The following is an 18,371-nucleotide window of genomic DNA, read 5'->3' on the forward strand; positions in this document are numbered from 1 at the left end:
AACCCGGGTCGTAACGTAAATCATTGATGTGCTCGAATCGAGATAGACCAAGAATTTGAGCATCAACCAGAAAATTCGAGCATTTCTTGAGACTGATATTTGCTGTTAGGTGCTTTGCGCATGGTAAAAGTGCTTTTGATAAGTTCCTTGAAACCAATTGCCTGTTTAAAAGATTCTACAGGGCCAAAATTGGCGAATTTAGTGGTTGTATCGTTATCAAAAGTAACTGGCAAATTAAATTTACGGATTTTCTTTTGTAAACGGTATTTTTCAAGTTCAATCTTTCTTTTTTCACGTCTGGGTAAAGGAGGTGCTTGACAATGTGTGGTTGTTTGTTGTACTTTCATATTGAAGACATCCCTTCTATTGGATTTTGGGTCTCACCTATCCAATTAGATTTTTGAGGGGTGTCTTCCTCCTTTTTGTGCAAAATATTTTATAGGTTTTGCTACTTAAAAAGCTAGCAATGGCAAGAGCTTGGGCAGCTTTATTAGGGGTTACTTGCCGGCTATAGGTTTAATATTAATGCACGATATCCCGATTATAAGCAAAGTTTCTATAAGAAATGTGATTATGTTTTTACAACAGATAATCTAGAAAAAATAAAGGAGTTGAGAATATGGCTTCTTTCGATGATAGAAGAAAAGTAGAAGATATTGTAAAAAAGTACGGGATGTTTTTGAAAGAAAAAATAGACGTAAAACACATATATTTATATGGCTCATATGCGAAAGGTACTTATTCTCCAGATAGTGATATAGATATAGCAGTAGTTGGAGATGATTTCAGTGGAGATCCAATAGAGGATACTTTAATGCTCATGAAAATTAGAAGAAAAATAGATAATAGAATTGAGCCTCGACCATTTAAAACAAGCGATTTTAATTTATCCAACCCATTTGTAAGAGAAATAATAAATACTGGAAGAGAGATAAAATAAAGCTATAACTTGACGGGCAAAGCTTAACATTTAGCCCATCTAAATTCATGTTAACAATTATCTTAAATAATATATTTTTGTCTGCTGCCGGACCCACTTTGGCCAGCAGTAGCGCTTACCGTAGCGCAAAGCACTCTATATATCAGAAAATCACACTGCACTGTCCCGTTCACTGGTTTTCGACAAAAGTCGGGTGGTAACCGGTACCGTTGCGAGGGGAGGCGCTTTTCTCCCCGAGCTTGCTAGTAAGATCAGTTGTATAACCATAAGCGGTATTCTCCCCCGCCGCACCAACCCTAATCCCGGTCCCCTGGTCACGCCCGGAGATCACCCGCTCGATCTTCCCAGCCTCCATGCTGACCCTGGTCTGAACGCTCCTCTCCATAAAGACCTCAGCAAAGTCCCCATTCCTGCCGGCAACCTGTAAAACCTCTTCTAGATCAACTTTGGCAATCATACACTTCCCTCACAAACCTGGATAATATTTCTCCATATTATTTCTTCCATAATACTCTGGTTATTTCCTATTGTCTACTTTTTCACCGCTGCATATGCAAAAAAAGACCCCCAAAAGAGGCCATTGGCATGCTTTATTGATTTATCCAAAAAATATTACATATACCGTCTAAAAATGACAAATATCCGGTATAACAATAATATAAGGAGAAAAAGGATGAAGGTGGTACGATATGTTAAAGAGGATCGGACACCCCATCAACAATTACCGGGGCTTTACCCTGCTTGAATTAGTGATTGTGCTGCTTATTATTGGAATCTTGGTCGCTATTGCGGTTCCCCTCTATAATGCCTCAGGGGAAGAAGCCAAGAAGAAAGCATGTCAAGCCAATCTACGCACACTGGACGAAATAGTTACACGCTACTATGCTGACAACGATGAGTGGCCAACAGAAGAAAAATGGCAGGAAGATCTGGCAATATACTTTAAGGAGGAGCCAAAATGCCCCTCCGATCCGACCAGATCTTATATTTATAATGAATTTACACACTTCTTTGAATGTCCCAATCAGAATGAAACACACAAATATCCGTAAGACAATAATCCTTCCTGGCTTTTTACAACTGCTGACACCCTACTAACAGCTATTTGGATAAGGCGACCGCACTCTTACTTCTTGAATAACCAGGCAACAAAAAGAATCTTGCCTCCCGTTTCTATAGCAGCAGTCCGTGTTGATAATAAACCACCAGATGTGCCACAACAGCCATGAAATAGATGAATACAACAAACTGGGTACCGCGATAGGCAAGTGTATAGTTCCTTCGTGCGGCAAAAGGAATCAAAATCAGGTAAAAGATGAGCAGAGCCAGCTTGAAAAGAGCGGCATTCACCGGGCTTGTTTCAAAGAGAGAGCGCATCAGGGGGTTAAACTCAATTCCGGTCCCATATGAAGATACCAGCCAATAGGTAGAGATCAGGTCGAAAATGTTTAAAGCTGCCACTGCCCAAAGCAACCGGGAAAGCCCACCTGAGAATTTTGAAGATGTTTTATCAAAAGATACGGTCATCTAACTGCTCCCTGGAAAATGATACTAATATATAGTATTCCCGAGAGCAGTTAAGATGACACTGCTTACTGTTCAACTGACCCAGTATAGCTGAAAGTGCTTTTTCCAGCCCATATTTTTAAGGTTGTCACATCTGTACCGTTGAGCCGTTGCGAGGGGATGCGCTTTTTCTCCCCGAGCTTGGTACATATTTCATATTCGCCGGTATCGACAAAATGCGGGTTGTAACCGGTATCTTTGCGGTACCAAGCTAAACTCTTTTCTTGATATGCTACATTACAAACTTCAAAAAAACAAGTTATTGCCCTTTTGCAGATACCAGTGTAAACTGGAAATATAATAGAATTTATAGGAGTGAGTTGCCGCATATACAAAATGCTATGCAAGTAGCATTTTGAAAGGAGGATCAGACGTATGAAGAAAGAGAAAAAAACAAAATCTACCACGGTTAGGGTAGATGTAAGTACGTCCGTTCTTCGCTGGGCATTAAGCCGCTCGGAAAATATTGACACAATTAACCGTAGGCTTCCAAAAATAAGGGAGTGGCTTAGTGGTGAGAGCAAACCGACAATGCGGCAACTGGAAGATTTAGCTAGGCGAACTTATTACCCGCCTCGGCTACTTCTTTCTTTCTGAACCACCACTGGAACAATTACCCGCACCCTATTTTCGAACGATTACCGATTTTCCTTTACATGCCTTAAGCCCTAATCTTATCGAAACTGTTCAAACAATGATGCAGCGTCAAGCATGGATGCGAGACTATCTTATTGAACAGGGACAGGAAGCTCTGCCATTTGTTGGTTCGTCGAGTATTGAAGATGATCCGCGTACCGTTGCTTACGAAATGAGAATAGCTCTTGGTCTCCAAGATGGATGGGTTGCTGACATACCGAATTGGACCAGAGCATTAAGGGAATTGCAGAACAGGATAGAAAGTATAGGTATTATTTTGGTTGTTAACGGCATTGTTGCCAACAATACTAAACGCAAGTTAAATCCTGATGAATTTCGTGGTTTTGTTTTAGTAGATGATTATGCACCGCTAGTTTTCGTTAACGGGGCGGATGGTAAAGCAGCGCAAATGTTTACTTTGGGCCATGAACTGGCTCATTTATGGTTAGGCTCTAGCGCTATTTTTGATCTTCGGGAACTTCAACCAGCCAGTGAGAAACTTGAACGGGTTAGTAATATGATAGCAGCCGAATTTCTTGTTCCAGAAGATAAACTTCGTGAAATATGGTTTTCTACGTATAGAGAACCAGAAGTGTATCAAACACTGGCTCGCCAGTTTAAGGTTAGCGAGTTAGTTGTTGCTCGCAGAACACTTGATCTCGGATTTATTAAAAAAGAAGAGTTTCTTGATTTCTATCATAAATATAAAGCAAAAGAACGATCTGTTCCTCAAAGTAAAAAGGGTGGAAACTTCTACGCAACTCAAAACTTACGTGTTGGTCGGTATTTTGCAAAAACAATTAAAAGCGCAGTTGAAGAAGGCAAGCTCATGTACCACGATGCCTATCAGCTGACAGGACTCTATGGAAAAACCTTTGAGCGGTTTGTTGAAACACTTGAGTTAGGAATTTAAACCAGGTATTAAGAACAAAGTTCCTATTCCAAATGTGTGCCAAGCATTCAAGGTTCCTTGCATAGATACATTTACTATGTTGCGTATAATGGGTGTAAAGCTTATAGGATTTGAAATCGCATAACAGTAATAAAAGATGACAGCCGCCTAGGAATAACTGGAAGCACTAACAACTTGAATAATCGTTACGATTACATTACCCACATTAGACACAAAGGATTATTTTGTTTCCCTCACTGATATTCGACAAAAGTCGGGTGGTAACCAGTACCATTAAAAGATAAATGCTTTTTGTGCCACCAGAAATGATACAAAAACCGCCAGAGCGCTTGAAGCTATGATGAACAGATAATATCCCGTCCTGGTTCGAAGCATTTGTTCCAAGCCCAGATATGCTCCCGGCCAAACACAAGCATATCTCAGCAAACCAAAGGTAGCATGGACATAATCCATTCTGGTGATGGGAAAAGAGAGGACCATCAAAGCATATAAAAAACCTGCCAGTCTTAATCGGGGTGCAAAGAAAGAGGCGAAGATCCAAAGCCATCCAGATAGGTTTAAGACCACTACAGTTATCAGTGCCGGATAGAATTGACCCGCAAATATTCTTGAAATATCCTGAACAGTCCCCCACCAGAAGGGCATCAGTACCCGTGAGAACAAAGCATTGTTAACAATAGTGAACACCTGTACATCTTTAAATACCGCCAGCAGAAAAGCAGGAAAGAGCAGGCCAATTAAACTACCCACCCCAAAAGAAATCACTTTTTCCTTGATCTTATATCTGTCAAAAATAGATAACGCCAAAGCAGCGATCAACACCCAACCCGGTGACCTGCACATCGCCCCCAGCCCGGCCAATGTACCGGCATATAGATATTTCTGCTCCTTCAAAAAAACAAAAAACCATGAACAGATGCAGAAAAAAAAGAGACTCCGAATAAGCCGCTGAAAACACAATCCCTATCGGTGAAACAGAAGTAAGCAGCACAGCCTTTCGACCACCCAGCTTGAAGACAGCCAACAAACCCAAGAAAAACATAATATTAGATACAGCAACAGCAGAGGCAGCAGTCCCTCCTGTAAGTCGTATTAACAAGGGATATAAGGGAAACCAGGCGGTTTGAAATAAACCATATCCCTCATTAACAATGGTGAGATAGTGTACTGAATCATAGAAAAAGAGCACATTAAGGGGCTTGCGATCAAGAGGCCCCTGTGTTTCAGCATAACCAGGAGGAGCAGGAGGAGTATCAAAGGAATAAAAAGTTGCGTAGGCAACCCCCAAAACAATCAACCTGGAAAGCAGAAAACATAAAAAACAATATTTAATAGTTTGCTTCACTCTAAATCACCAACCTGATTTGATCAAGGCAAAGACAAAGCAAAGTGACAGTACAAAAAAACCCAAAATGAACCCTTTAGAAAACTTATCGTGCTGCAGCTTTCGGCCCACTATACCCACATTAAATCTTTTTCGCTACCCAAAACTCACTTAAACCAAAGGGTAAGGGCAGGCGAGATGCGCAAGATGATTCCAATTTGAGCACCGGACGGGCCAGTTCAGATGCCTTATCAATTTTTAATCCAAACTTACGCAGCGATGCTCCTGGAAGCCCCAGTATGTTCCAGCATGTGCGGTACAATATCTGTACCCCTTCCTGCTTAAGATATCTTGCTAACTCTCGCGGTGTATATCTTCGGACATGCCCGACTTGTACATCATGGTAGCTCCAAAAAAAAGGATATAGAGGCACAGATAAAATTAGCAGCCCATTATTTTTAAGAACCCGCTTTACTTCTCTTAGTGCAAGGCTCTGGTTGTCAATATGCTCCAGCACATCTAACATAAGTACTGTATAAAACTTCTCGTTATCATATGGTATCCGGCAGGCATCTCCAATTACAGCATTGATCCCCTGCATCTTTGCTGATTCAACTGCTTCGGGGTTGACATCCAGCCCAAAGGTATCAAAGCCAGGCCATGGCTCACCAGGGCCACATCCCACATCCAGAAGTGGGGATGAGGCTGAAAACCTTCTTAAAAAAGAAACAATTAAATCCCTCCGCGAATTGCTCCATGCTTTGGGCGTAAAGGATACATCATTGCTTTCTTTTGGCATTGTAGATATAACATTACCCTCCATCCGGTTATATGTATCAAATAAGGTTTGTTCACTCTAAAAATGAATGAGAAATAGAGCTGAACACATCCGCAGTTTCTTGATCTTTCGCCATTGGGGCAATTGTTTGATCAGAGAAACCATATTTCGCCCTGATTAGATAAAGGGGGCGCTCTTTTACTTCATTGTAAATGCGGCCTATGTACTCACCTAAAATACCGATAGTCATCAACTGCACACCACCCAGGAAAAGAATGATTGTAATCAGTGATGGGTATCCGGGAAGATCATGGACAAAAAACAGGGTACGTACAATAATAAATATGGCATAAATAAAAGCAGTAAACGCTACAATAAAACCAAAGTATGCAGCAAACTGCAGCGGTACCCTACTAAATGAGGTTATACCATCTAATGCATGGTTCCACATTTTCGAATAGTTATATTTGCTTTTACCTGCGTTACGAGAATCTCTTTGGTACTGAACACCCGTCTGGCGAAATCCCACCCAACTGAAAAGCCCTTTCATAAAGCGGTTTCTTTCCGGCATCTGTTTCAAGGCTTCTACAACTGGCTTGCTCAAAAGACGAAAGTCCCCTGTGTCTGCTGGTATTTCTATTTTCGTCAGTTTATTGATTGTTCGATAAAATAGATGTGCTGTATATTTTTTTAACCAGGTTTCCCCTGCCCTTTCCGTTCGAGTGGCATAAACCACATCGTATCCTTCCTGCCACTTGGCAATCAGCTTTGGAATCAATTCAGGAGGATCCTGCAGGTCTGCATCGATAGGTATTACGGCATCACCGGACGCATAATCGATCCCTGCGGAAAGAGCGATTTCCTTACCGAAATTCCTGCTCAAGTCGATAACTTTTACTTTGGAGTTCTTATAGGCAAGCTTTGTCAGCATAGCCATAGAGTCATCTTTACTGCCGTCATTGACAAATATTATTTCATAGTCATAAGCGGTGTTCTGCAAAACATCAGTCACCCGACCATAAAAGGCCTCTATATTTGCTGATTCATTGTAAACAGGGGCGACAACTGAAATCAGATACCGGTCATCATAACCCATTTATTATTCACTCCTTGTTATTCCCGGACAAAAACAACAGCAGGATAACTGAAATAGGCCTTCCTCCAGTTGGGAGCATGCTCCAGTGCCCATCTCAGAGAACGATCAGGAGGTATCAAGACCACCTCTACCTGATAATTATCTAATATCTGTAAAGGGTTATTGAATGAACCATGCCTTAGTTGTAGATAATCTTCGAAAACACTGGTTCCCGATAAAACATACATATCGGCCCGCCCATCAACAAAGACCTTTACATCATTAAATATCAGATACCCACCCCATGAATAATCATTGAAGATACGCTCAGTATAGCCATGTTCCTTGATGTACTCTAAAGCCTGCTCCGGATAAAGCTGCCCCTCCCTTGGTGACTCCGTCCACGAAACCTGAAAAGGCCAGGCTGTGAAGATCAGACCAGCAACAAGAATCACAGACAATAGATCTATGGATTTGGGGGTAGTCTGCTGATCCCAGGGCAATTGATCAGCAATAAGGATTACTGCTGAAAAGTAAAACAGGGGAGCCTGGCGTACCTGAAGAAGTGACATGATTAAGGTAATTGCAACAAGAAAGCCATGAAAAAGAGAAACCTGGCGCGGCTTTAACAGCAAAAGACAGATCACAATTCCTATCATGATCAGGAAGGGCAGCATATATGTATTATGAAAATTAGGTGACTGCCATTCGCTGATAGAATCCATCATTCCGGAATGAGAAGTCAATTGGACAACATAGCTGTAAATTTTGATGCCCTGTGGAGTGAGACATACGGCCAACAAAGAAATAACAAAAACAAGCAGCAGTGTTCGTTGGTATTTGGGTGAATCCTTTTCTAAAAAGCCGCACAAAAGAGCCACAACAATAAATCCAACCCCTAAGAGCACCGAACCATGTACATTGGCCCACACTACTGCCACCGGTATCAGCCAGTAGAGGAGGGGCGGTCGCTCCCGGCCGAAGATGAGCAGGGCAATCCACACCGCAAACAAACCGGTAGCCAGAACATGCGGGCGTGCACACCAAAAAGATGGCACGATAATCAGCACAACCCCGGTCAAAACAGATGCGGTCAGAGGTGTAGAAATACGGCGCAAGATCAACCACAGTGCAGACGCAAAAAGAGCAATACCGATCAACATCAAGGCCCATAATCCCCACTTGCCCGCGGTATTCCATGCCCAACCAGCTGCCAGATCCCACAACCATTCATGAGCTGTCCATGGATTGCCGTTAGCCGACCAGGAAAATGGATCGTGCAACGGGATCACCCGGTTTTCCAGAATCCACTGCCCAGTCTTGATGTGCCAGAAGGTATCCCCTTCTAAAAAAGCATGTCCCGCCTGGAAAGCCGCGGCAAGTACAGCAATAACAAGGAACAACCCCGCCCAAATTTTCTCCCAAAAAACACGGAAAATACCTAAACCCCTCATGCAAAAGCCCCCTCAACCCTTTTTGCTTTCGAATCACAGCAGTTTCCTCTCAACAACTGCATAAACAGTCTTATGAATATCTCACGAATACAGGAATAATATTGTTATTTCACCATATAGCAACATGAATCCTGCTATTTCTGGTAAATTAGTAAATAATAATAATAGTTTTATTTGCTCAACCCAACACAAACCACCCCGATAGTGCACAAAATAGTACCCAAAATGCTCCCTGCAGAAAACTGTTCATGGAGAAATATTGACGAAAAAACTGCCACCAAAATAAAATTTACTGCCAGCAGGGGATATGCCTTGGAGAGCGGCCAGGCTGCCAATACCTGAAGCCATAACAAAAATGCAACCCCATAGAAAATAATACCGATGATCGTATGCAGCTCAAATATTTTTCCACTTCCCAATTTAAGATAGACCTGTCCCACCGAACCAAGCACCACCGATAAACCAGCAAAAAGCCAAGTCAACAAAACCCCTCCCTATATTTGAAAAGAATGCTTGACATCCCTGTTAGTTTCGTTTTCGCTTATTGTTTTCCTTCCAAGTTGCTTTACTGCCTTACCACCACATGCATTACCCTGCTTCTCCGCTACTAGCAATAATCCTATCATACCTTTGATCTAAAAATAGCGATCATTTGAATTGTGAGCGTAACATCCAATATCGACATAAAAAAGACCCCTATGGATTTCTCCGCTGGGGTCCTTTTCATCTTAAGCCGCAACACCATCCCATTTGTTGTTGTCGGGTGGTACCCGGTACCTTTATTCCCCGTAACCGGTAGCAATACGTATAGGTTATGGGTATACGTGATCTGGAACATTACATGAAAATTTCCCATTTGTAGCATCATAGTTGTATACACCACCGGCAGGACAAGTTGGCTTAGTTTTAACGTAACCATTTTCTCCTACAAAATTAGCATTGTTTAATGGATCAGTTGGATAGTTTCCTGTCGCAGCTCCATACTGGGCAGCAGCACTGTCAAGTGTGCGCAGGTTTGACTGGCATGCCCTCTTTTGTGCATTTTCCTGCGTCTTATTATAAATCGGTATCGCGATCGCCACCAAAATCCCAATAATCAGCAGTACAACCATCAACTCAACCAGTGTAAAACCCTTGTTGTTCCTTTTCATCATCTTATAGATTCTATCCATGATTTCACCTCCTCTCCCTCGACTCTATATATGTTATACCGACAACTTCTCCTTTTTAGACACCTTCCGGAATAATATACCACATTTATTTTCCTTGAATTATCGACACATTACAACTATTAGACAATCACCCGCATGATCTCTTCCACAGATGTAACCCCCTGCTTCACTTTCCGCAGCCCATCCTGTCTGAGGGAGGTCATGCCTGCGGCCACTGCGGCATCGTTGATTTCTGAGCTGGAGGCATGTTTTAGTGTCAGTCGCTGGATCTCTTCGTTGACCAGCAGCAGTTCGTAGATACCGACACGGCCTTTGTAGCCGGTGTTGCTGCAGCGGAAGCAGCCTTTGGAGCGGTAGAGTGTCAGCTTTTCTTCCCCTTCATCCAGGGGAAAGTCGGGAATATTGGACAGGAGTTCATCCCTGCTTATCTCATAGGCCTCCTTACAGTGAGTGCAGAGGATGCGGGCCAGGCGCTGGGCCACCACACCGGCCAGTGAGGAGGCGGTGAGAAAGGTTTCGATTCCCATGTCCCCCAGCCTGGTGATCGCTCCTGCGGCATCATTGGTGTGGATGGTGGAAAAAACAAGGTGCCCTGTAAGAGCGGATTCCACAGCTATACGGGCTGTTTCCGCATCACGGATCTCTCCGATCATGATGATATCGGGGTCACTTCTTAAGATTGAGCGCAGGCCATTAGCAAAGGTAAGCCCTGCGCGGACATTGACCTGTACCTGGTTTAAGCCGTCGAGGCGGTATTCGATGGGGTCCTCCACTGTGATGATGTTCTTTTCTACAGAGTTGACAGCTGACAGAGTAGCATAAAGTGTGGTGCTTTTGCCGCTCCCTGTAGGGCCTGTCACTAAGATAAATCCGTAAGGCATATGCACGATGCGCCTGTACTTCTCCAGTTCCAGGAGGGGGAATCCCAGTTCCTCCAGGGTGATCAGCCTGCTGGAGCGGTTGAGCAGCCTCATGGTCACCTTCTCCCCATAGGCGGTGGGCAGTGTGGCCACCCGGACATCAACTGCTTTATTCTCAATCTTTAAGCTGATACGCCCATCCTGGGGGATACGCCGCTCAGCGATATCCATATTGGCCATCACCTTGATGCGTGAAACCAGGGGTGCATGGAGTTTCTTGGGAGGCTGCATCGCGTCATGCAGAACACCATCGATGCGGAAACGCACCCGCATGCTTTTTTCCTGTGGTTCGATGTGGATATCGCTTGTGCCGGCACGTACAGCCTGGTTGAAGATCGTGTTGGCCAGGTGAACCGCTGGCTTTTCCGAAGCGTCATCCACTTCCGGGGCAACTTCTTCGATCTCTACCTCTTCCTCTGCTGTCTGCTCAACACTTGTACAGGTGCGGCTGTATCTCTCAATTGCTGCCATCAGTTCACCATCTGCACAAACAACCGGTTGGAAGTCATAGCCTGTATGGATGCGCAGATCATCAATAGCTATGATATCTTTTGGGTGCATCATAGCCACCAACAGCTTACCCTTGTCAAAACCAATAGGTAGAGCACTGTACCTGCGTGCTATTTCAGGAGTGATCAAACTGGATGCTGCATCATCAATTTTGTATGTCTCTAAAGATACATAGGGCACATCGTTTTGCAGAGCAACCACCCCGGCAATATCATCTTCTGTACAGTAACCAAGCTGTACAAGTGTGCGGCCGAGCATACCCTTACTGCCTTTATTCATACTCTGCTGCTTGAGGGCATGCTCCAACTGCTCCTTTGTAATTGCACCGGTTTTAACCAGCAGGTCACCCAGGTAGTTTTGTCCTTGTCTTGCCAAATAATTGCACCTCTTATAACCTGAATATTGCATCGTACCCAGCATTTCGTTAAAATACTCGTATTTCCTGCATTATTGATACTATTTTGTCGATGAGCTATATTTCAAAACTACTATCTGCCCGTCCTTTTTCAGGATAACCTGATTGTTTTGAAGATCGATCTTGGTAACCTCATACCCGCCGAAAACCTCGCCTACAGTTACATCAGCCAGCAGATTGCCGTCCCTGAGGGATACATAGATAGTACCGTTTTGTTGATAGACAGCAACCAGTTCAAATGTTATCTCCTGACTGTCTTTGGGTTCTGTAGTACCCCCAGTATTTTGTCCCTTATCTGTTTGTCCCTCACTGGGAGCAGAGGCCACAATCAAGGGCATAAAGGGGTCACGCACCGGTACAACTGCTGAGGCATTATCCAGAGGCAGAACTTCTTTCTTAGTTTCAGTATTTTTCGCTTCACCATATGTTTTAGAAGGAGAAAGGTTTGTAGCAGTCTCCTCAGGTGTGAAGCAACCTATCAGTCCCAAAGCCAGCAGGCAGGAACAGATGAAAACACATAATCTGGATCTCATTCTTGTGCCTCCTTCCCCTGCTGCTGGTAAAAGGCAGCAGCTGTTATCTCTGCCTTGATCTGAGGCAATTCATCTCTTCCCTCATTCACCTGCACCTCATTGACACGGACATTCCGGTTCCAGTTCTGTAGATTGTCCAAAAGAATCAACAACCCGTGGTAGCGGCCCTCAAAAATCAGTTTGATAGGCATCTCATCATAGCTCTCTTTGGAGACCCTTTTATCAAAGTGTACCTCTAAAAGATCGGTCTTCGATTTATCCGCCAGATCATAGATGCCAGCGATGAGAAGGTTTTCGTTCGGTAAAGGAGGAATCAACTCCTCTGCGCGGGCTTTTCGCTCCTCTAATTCAGGGGCCTGTTTGCTGAGCTTGATCAGGTTGAGCAAGCGACTCTCTTCCTGCTTTAAGGCGCTCTCTTCCTGTTCTACCCGGGAGTGTGCCTCTTTCAGTGCACTTGTCTGGTTGTATAACAAAAAAATCATACAGGCCAGAATAGCAACACCCAGTACAACTGATATAATAGTCTGTTGTGATTTCTTTTTTTCCAGGTCCAAGCTACTTGCCTCCTTTTGGTACAGGCAGCGAAGCCTTTATTTCAAACCCGTATACCTTCTGCTCCTCCAGCATTTCTTCTGAAGAAAACTGGCAGCGAATATTATCCACCCCTTTTACATCGTGCAGATTTTCCAAAAGAACAGCCACATCTTTATGGGAAAAGGCTTTACCCCGTATCATCAGCTCACCTTGTTCAGATGCAGCATCATTGTCTTCCTTGTCATTTTTTTTCTTATCCGGAAGATAGGTAGTTGTGTAATCTGTCAGCCATACACTGTCGGGAATATGTGAACCAACTTCAGCTAAGGTGTAATACCAGTTGGGGGTAACACCCGCAGCATCGACGTTGATTTTTTCCAACGCATCAACTGTTGCTTTCAGATCACCGTATTTCTGATAGGCTGCCGCTTTGCGGGTAATTTCCGCTTTTTGCTCCTGCAGCCGGCTAACCTCCAGCTTTTCCTGGTTAGTCAGATAGATCAATCCACCATAAATACATAGGAAAACCAAAATGACAAAGCAACTGCATAAAAGGTAAATCCTTAACTGCCGGCGAAAACGCTGTTCAGCCTAATCTCAGGAGGAAGAAGACTGATATTATTCAAAGATTATACCTCCAGTCCACGCCGCGCCAGGGCGACACTTACAGTAAAGTCCTGCGCTACACTGCTGATGCCTATATTTTTAGCTGGAACATCAATTCGATCAAGGGGACGAATAACCGCCACCCTAAGGCCGAGATTCTCCTTAAGCCTCTCTGCCAAACCGTCCATCCGGGCGCCTCTTCCTGAGAGAAATATTTTTTCAATTGCTGCACCCTTGTGCTGTGTCTGGTAGTAATTCAAGGATGAGTTGATCTCATTGGTAAGGGTGTCGCCCCAGGCTGAAACAGCATCCTCGGACCAGACGATCTTACTGGCTGTAGTTACAGGAACGACCTCGTTCAGTGAGCAGTTGAAAAACTCAGTTGCCGCCTGGAGACCGGCAGGGATGATGCGCGCAAAACGCGGGGTCTCATTTTCCAGCACCAGGATACTGCTCAGTTCATTGGCGATATTTATGATAGCACCAGTACCTCTACGATCATCAGAGGGTAAGACCTGCTGGAGCGCAAGTGGTAAAACATCAATATCCTTGACTTTAAGATCAGCACCTGAAGCAACCTCAATAAAGATATTGAGCATATCGCGCTTTCCCGCTACCAGCAGTACCTCCAGGACATCTCCTACATCTCCTGTAGCCTCTCCCACAATGATATAGTCCAGAACAACACTGTCCAAAGGGAAAGGAATGTGCTCCTGGGCCTGAAACCTGATCAGCTTGTCCACTTTTTTGCCGGCAACCTTCGGAAAAGTAGCAAACCGCACCAGTACCCCCTGGTTGGAGACTCCCAGGATTACCTCACGACTGCTGAAACCTGCATCGGACCACAGTTGGTGGAGGGCATCCTCAACCATCCCTGGATTGGCGATCATCCCTTCTATTACTGCACCACCAGGAAGAGGCATACGTCCGAATCTAACCAATTTTGGTGACTGCGTACTGCCACTCAACTCCACAGCCCGGATCTCGGCGGTATCGATATCCAGACCCACTGCATTATTTGGTCTCAAAAATCCCATACCATAGCTTCACTCCTTTGTTGGATAGTGAATTGAATGTGAGAATCATTTATGAAAAAGGGGTAACCCTTTTGGTTGATGGTCCATCAGGGTGGTGTTGATATTATTACAATTGTGGTTTTGTGAAGTATATCTCTTGTGCATTTTTTATTTCTGTAAATTTAGAGGCACTTATGTTTTCCAGCAGCATCTCGGATTCTATTACTATATCATCTTTTAATGTTCCACCATTCCCTGTAATGGTAAATATAAGAACTACCTTATTATTATTATTATTTTTATCTACGGAGAAGGAAAGACCTGTCAAGCAATCATCTCTAGTAATGGTCTGGGTCTGAATGCTGCCATCTGATTCCTTAGTTACCTTTTTGAGATTATTATCATCCAATTCCAAGCAGTGGTTTTTTACACCAGACATATCTGTGGCACTTATATTATCTGCATAGCGTACTTCCTTTGTTATATAATTGGCGGCCAAACGCACATTGCTTTGTACAATGGTCTTTTTTTCGCCCTCGTAAAAACTCCTTTGGCAGAAAAAGAAAAAGATAAAACCTACTGCAAGAACAACTACCAGAAGGGCTATAGTTACAGTTAATTCAGTAAGTAAAAACCCGCGCTCATCATTCATTTGACCACCCCTTTCGGATTAATTATTTAACGTGTACTTCACAAGTCGCAGTTTTACCAGCATCTACCGTTGTCACTGTAATTTTGCACTTCCCCTTACTGAGCGCGGTAACAACACCTCCAATGCTTACTGTTGCTTTTCCTATATCACTAGAAGTCCATGTAACTTCTTTATTCGTAGCGTTTTCAGGCAAAACTGTTGCTGTTAAATTACCGGTAGTCTCTTTAACGAGATTCAATGATTTGAAATCCAAATCCACACCGGTTACACGAACTATTGGTGGTTCACCTGTTGGCTCTTTTTTGCAGTTGGGTTTAAATGCAATTAAATTATCTTCGGGGATAATCTCTCCTTTAATTGCGATTTCTTTATCGGGATCGACCCCATCCGCATCTTTAAAAATTAATTTCAAAGAGTCTGTGCCAGAAGTTACATCTTTTGAAATTTTCCTTTCTATTTCTTTTTGCCCTTCTTCATAAATTGTCTTGGATTTTCGACCGGAGTTTATTATCCCCTCAAAACTTTGATTGAAAAGCAGAAGCAAGGCAACAGATATTATCGCTAAGATGACAATGGAAATAAGTACCTCTACAAGGGTAAATCCTTTTTTGCACTTCAGCATACTAATTTACCCACCTTTCGTTAATCGCTCCAAACATCTATGCGGTATGTGTTCCGAGTACTACTATCATCGGAAAAAGGAAATAGTATGTCATTGTTGTATTCAATCTTATAATCGTTATTACCGGTACCATTTAATTTAATTTGTTTAGCAATAACTGCACCAATTATGTTTGCATTTCCGTTCAAATTGATTATTGCATTTGGAGCATAGATATTTCCCTTAACAGAAGAACTACCTGTACATTGAAATTTATCATCGATGCCTCCTGAAATTATATTCCCTACAATTATTACATTACCAGAAAAAAGAAACCCAGTAGCGGTATATATTGATCCATAAAACTCTCCATCAGTGATTTTTAGTTTGTTTTGTCCTTTGTAATACATTATCAATGCATCTACATTATCTTCATTATTAATACTTCCCTTATTTAAATCAAATTCCTGATCTACATACAGGTTTAGTTTCCCCTCTCCCTCGATCACAATATTTCCATTAACTTTTAGCTTCCCAACTCGAATATTGCGTTCCTCATCTGCAGGGCCTGTGTAAATCGTTAATAAATTACCAACTATAATATCACTGTATTTACCATCATTATCAATTCTTCCATTCTCAATTGATCCTCTATCAACCAAATCATCCGGAAATTCAGGAAATGACGGTAATGAATAATTTTTAATCTCGTCGAGATTGCCAGCTTTTCCCTCAGGTAAAGAGCCTCCATTGATGTGTATTACATTAGAAGGATCCGCGCCTGGCCCTACTTTGATTACACCCTTAATCTCATCCAGAGCATTTTTGTTCATATTAATTTTATTTTTTTCTGTCGAGTTAGTAGCGATATCCCCATCTATCCCCGGTTTGCCATTGATAGTTATACCATCTATACCAAAAAGCGCCGCATCAAAAGGTGAACAAGGTTTCAGTGTCAATTTAACTTTTCTTTCAAAATCATCAATATCCCCCGTCGATTCTATTAACAATTCCCCGTTATCTCTCTTGGTAACTTCAACTTGAAATGTCCCCTCACCAAGCTCTACAGGTTCAGTTTTCTTCCCCAAAAGCTCATCTACGCCATCCGGATTTTTCATAATATAATCCGCCACAGCCTCCGCCCCGGACCTGGCCAGGTAATGGGCCTGCATGCGTTTCTCATCATTGAACACCTGCAGGTTATCGGTCAAACTGTAATGCAGAAGTGCAGCACCCAAAACGGTCAGGACACCCATTACAATGAGCACCGTTATCAGTGCAGAGCCCTTTTCTCCTTTAAACACCTGATTCATGGAACTTCGCCCCCTTACTCCCGTACTAAACTTGGTCTTATCGAACAACACGCTCACCCCCGCTAGCCCTCAGGCAAGATACTCTGCCATGCTCTCCAGCCCCCTGTGCATCAGGCGGGAAACCCGGCGCTGGCCGATTCCTATTTCGTCTGCCACCTGCTGCTGAGTCAGGTCATGATAGAAGATCAGGTAGATCACACGGCGCTGCAGTTCATTTAAACGATCCATAGCCTGCCGCACTACGATCTTGTCTTCGATAGGCAGTTGAAAGCTTTCATAGTAGAGATGTCTGACCTGTTTTATATCAAGCTCGTCCAGGCTGACATGTCCTGCCTGCAGGGCCTGGGCGACACCTTCCTTGCGGATATTGACCTCTTCTGCAATCTGATCCAGTGTTGGGGGTTCTCCATTCTTTTGGGATAACTCCTCTATGGTCCGGTAGATGTGAGACTGCAGATCCGCCACCCATCCCGGACGGTCAAAGGAAACCTCACGCCGCAGGTGGCGCTTCATCTCTCCCATGATGTAATGGGAAGCAAAGGTGACAAAGCGGACACCTCTATTGGAATCAAAACGCTGTACCGCTTTCATTAAACCCTCATAACCCGCCTGAATGATATCTTCTGAAAGACGGCTGCCTGAATAAAGGTCACCGTAATGGTGCACCAGGGCACTCGCTGCCACAAAGATTCGGCGCAGGTTTTCTTCGCACCTATCCTCTAGATAGGCTGATACTGCATCATCAAGTTCAGGCTGTACAGCTCCACAAACAGTTTTTTGTGACACCTTTATCCTCCTACTGTGGTGACCACAAGGAAAATGGGAAGGTACATAGCAATCACCATAAATCCAACAACACAGCCTACAATTATAATCAAGAGCGGCTCGATGATCGATGTTAATCCTTTGGCCATAGTAGCCACCTCTTCTTCGTAAAATCCGGAAACACGGCTCAGCATATCAGGCAGGTTCCCTGACTCCTCCCCCACAGCAACCATCTGTACCACCATGGGTGCAAAGACTCCGCTCTCCCCAAGGGGTCCGGCTATATTCTTTCCTTCCTGGATCTTCTCACAGGTGTCCTCCACTGCTTCTACCACTATAATACTTCCTGAAGCAGGGCCTGCTGTCTCCAGAGCCTGTATTACAGGGATGCCTCCCGCCAGAACTGACGCATAGCCTCTAACTACTATGCCCGACAAGGGTTTCCAGAGACTAGAAGAAATATTTTATCGAAAAAGGAACTGGACAGCGGTAATTAATTATGAGACAATAGTGTGGGTTATTATCAAAGGGGGCCTGCACTATGACAAAACAATACGACAACCAAGTCTTGGTAAGCGGCAGATTATTTCACCGAACAAGGAACTGCAAGATAGTTAAAGGAAATAATACGCATGTTTCCGAAACTAA

At 43.5% G+C, this 18,371-nt stretch carries 24 protein-coding genes; 4 read left to right on the forward strand and 20 right to left on the reverse strand.

From position 1 onward, the window contains the following. Positions 1–62: 62 nt before the first annotated feature. Complete coding sequence (locus SSCH_RS01815) at positions 63–347, reverse strand: hypothetical protein (protein WP_044663978.1); 285 nt, start codon at positions 345–347, stop codon at positions 63–65. A gap of 272 nt (positions 348–619) precedes the next feature. Between SSCH_RS01815 and SSCH_RS01820 the strand changes: the two genes are divergently transcribed. After that, on the forward strand, positions 620–940 hold the full coding sequence (locus tag SSCH_RS01820; protein ID WP_044663979.1) for a nucleotidyltransferase domain-containing protein: 321 nt from the start codon (positions 620–622) through the stop codon (positions 938–940). Positions 941–1,109: 169 nt separating this feature from the next. Here SSCH_RS01820 and SSCH_RS01825 read toward each other — a convergent pair whose 3' ends face one another. Beyond that, positions 1,110–1,397 (reverse strand): PmbA/TldA family metallopeptidase, encoded by a 288-nt coding sequence (locus tag SSCH_RS01825; protein ID WP_044663980.1) that lies wholly within the window; start codon positions 1,395–1,397, stop codon positions 1,110–1,112. A 232-nt stretch (positions 1,398–1,629) separates the two neighbouring features. On the opposite strand from SSCH_RS01825, the gene SSCH_RS20675 reads away from it, so the two are divergent. After that, positions 1,630–1,992, forward strand: a complete 363-nt coding sequence (locus tag SSCH_RS20675; RefSeq protein ID WP_052835193.1) for a prepilin-type N-terminal cleavage/methylation domain-containing protein — start codon at positions 1,630–1,632, stop codon at positions 1,990–1,992. 121 nt (positions 1,993–2,113) lie between these two features. Here the strand turns inward: SSCH_RS20675 and SSCH_RS01835 are convergent, their stop codons facing one another. Beyond that, entirely contained in the window at positions 2,114–2,467 is a 354-nt protein-coding gene (locus SSCH_RS01835; RefSeq protein WP_044663981.1) for a DUF5658 family protein, read from the reverse strand. A 733-nt stretch (positions 2,468–3,200) separates the two neighbouring features. Here SSCH_RS01835 and SSCH_RS01845 point away from each other — a divergent pair. Together SSCH_RS01845 and SSCH_RS17185 are read left to right on the forward strand one after the other, a co-directional pair. Beyond that, complete coding sequence (locus SSCH_RS01845) at positions 3,201–4,055, forward strand: ImmA/IrrE family metallo-endopeptidase (RefSeq protein WP_198142089.1); 855 nt, start codon at positions 3,201–3,203, stop codon at positions 4,053–4,055. 7 nt (positions 4,056–4,062) lie between these two features. Further along, positions 4,063–4,179, forward strand: a complete 117-nt coding sequence (locus SSCH_RS17185) for a DUF4411 family protein (RefSeq protein ID WP_084710843.1) — start codon at positions 4,063–4,065, stop codon at positions 4,177–4,179. 149 nt (positions 4,180–4,328) lie between these two features. Here SSCH_RS17185 and SSCH_RS01850 read toward each other — a convergent pair whose 3' ends face one another. From SSCH_RS01850 to SSCH_RS01930, 17 genes are all read right to left on the reverse strand, one after another. Further along, positions 4,329–4,916, reverse strand: a complete 588-nt coding sequence (locus SSCH_RS01850) for a hypothetical protein (RefSeq protein ID WP_198142090.1) — start codon at positions 4,914–4,916, stop codon at positions 4,329–4,331. Beyond that, a complete protein-coding gene (locus SSCH_RS01855) occupies positions 4,843–5,400 on the reverse strand; it encodes a glycosyltransferase family protein (protein ID WP_044663984.1) in 558 nt (185 codons plus the stop codon). Before SSCH_RS01855 ends, SSCH_RS01850 begins: the two co-directional genes overlap by 74 nt. A gap of 121 nt (positions 5,401–5,521) precedes the next feature. Beyond that, complete coding sequence (locus SSCH_RS01860; protein WP_044663985.1) at positions 5,522–6,178, reverse strand: class I SAM-dependent methyltransferase; 657 nt, start codon at positions 6,176–6,178, stop codon at positions 5,522–5,524. A gap of 52 nt (positions 6,179–6,230) precedes the next feature. Next, positions 6,231–7,253: a glycosyltransferase family 2 protein gene (locus SSCH_RS01865; RefSeq protein WP_044663986.1), complete on the reverse strand. Its 1,023-nt coding sequence runs from the start codon at positions 7,251–7,253 to the stop codon at positions 6,231–6,233. 17 nt (positions 7,254–7,270) lie between these two features. Beyond that, on the reverse strand, positions 7,271–8,686 hold the full coding sequence (locus tag SSCH_RS01870) for a hypothetical protein (protein WP_044663987.1): 1,416 nt from the start codon (positions 8,684–8,686) through the stop codon (positions 7,271–7,273). Positions 8,687–8,856: 170 nt separating this feature from the next. Further along, a complete protein-coding gene (locus SSCH_RS01875) occupies positions 8,857–9,168 on the reverse strand; it encodes an SMR family transporter (RefSeq protein WP_232294156.1) in 312 nt (103 codons plus the stop codon). 330 nt (positions 9,169–9,498) lie between these two features. Further along, positions 9,499–9,858: a type II secretion system protein gene (locus SSCH_RS20680; RefSeq protein ID WP_269746093.1), complete on the reverse strand. Its 360-nt coding sequence runs from the start codon at positions 9,856–9,858 to the stop codon at positions 9,499–9,501. A gap of 119 nt (positions 9,859–9,977) precedes the next feature. Beyond that, a complete protein-coding gene (locus SSCH_RS01885) occupies positions 9,978–11,663 on the reverse strand; it encodes a GspE/PulE family protein (RefSeq protein WP_232294157.1) in 1,686 nt (561 codons plus the stop codon). Positions 11,664–11,744: 81 nt separating this feature from the next. Beyond that, entirely contained in the window at positions 11,745–12,236 is a 492-nt protein-coding gene (locus SSCH_RS01890) for a hypothetical protein (RefSeq protein WP_044663989.1), read from the reverse strand. Beyond that, positions 12,233–12,790 carry a type IV pilus inner membrane component PilO gene (locus SSCH_RS01895; protein ID WP_044663990.1) on the reverse strand — a complete coding sequence of 186 codons (558 nt, stop codon included), beginning with the start codon at positions 12,788–12,790 and terminating at the stop codon, positions 12,233–12,235. The genes SSCH_RS01890 and SSCH_RS01895 overlap by 4 nt, the downstream gene beginning before the upstream one ends. A gap of 1 nt (position 12,791) precedes the next feature. Then, positions 12,792–13,274, reverse strand: coding sequence for a PilN domain-containing protein (locus tag SSCH_RS01900; protein WP_044663991.1), 483 nt, complete (start codon positions 13,272–13,274; stop codon positions 12,792–12,794). Positions 13,275–13,399: 125 nt separating this feature from the next. Further along, complete coding sequence (pilM, locus tag SSCH_RS16015) at positions 13,400–14,413, reverse strand: type IV pilus biogenesis protein PilM (RefSeq protein ID WP_052835194.1); 1,014 nt, start codon at positions 14,411–14,413, stop codon at positions 13,400–13,402. 106 nt (positions 14,414–14,519) lie between these two features. Beyond that, on the reverse strand, positions 14,520–15,044 hold the full coding sequence (locus tag SSCH_RS01910; RefSeq protein WP_044663992.1) for a PulJ/GspJ family protein: 525 nt from the start codon (positions 15,042–15,044) through the stop codon (positions 14,520–14,522). A gap of 22 nt (positions 15,045–15,066) precedes the next feature. Further along, positions 15,067–15,666, reverse strand: coding sequence for an Ig-like domain-containing protein (locus tag SSCH_RS16020; RefSeq protein WP_052835195.1), 600 nt, complete (start codon positions 15,664–15,666; stop codon positions 15,067–15,069). Between the two features lie 20 nt (positions 15,667–15,686). After that, entirely contained in the window at positions 15,687–16,958 is a 1,272-nt protein-coding gene (locus tag SSCH_RS01920; protein ID WP_044663993.1) for a DUF7305 domain-containing protein, read from the reverse strand. Between the two features lie 69 nt (positions 16,959–17,027). Beyond that, positions 17,028–17,744, reverse strand: coding sequence for a sigma-70 family RNA polymerase sigma factor (locus tag SSCH_RS01925; RefSeq protein WP_044663994.1), 717 nt, complete (start codon positions 17,742–17,744; stop codon positions 17,028–17,030). Between the two features lie 2 nt (positions 17,745–17,746). Next, positions 17,747–18,160 carry a type II secretion system F family protein gene (locus SSCH_RS01930; RefSeq protein WP_198142091.1) on the reverse strand — a complete coding sequence of 138 codons (414 nt, stop codon included), beginning with the start codon at positions 18,158–18,160 and terminating at the stop codon, positions 17,747–17,749. Positions 18,161–18,371: the final 211 nt, after the last annotated feature.

Source organism: Syntrophaceticus schinkii (genome assembly GCF_000946815.1).
Taxonomy (GTDB): Bacteria; Bacillota; DSM-12270; order Thermacetogeniales; family Thermacetogeniaceae; genus Syntrophaceticus; species Syntrophaceticus schinkii.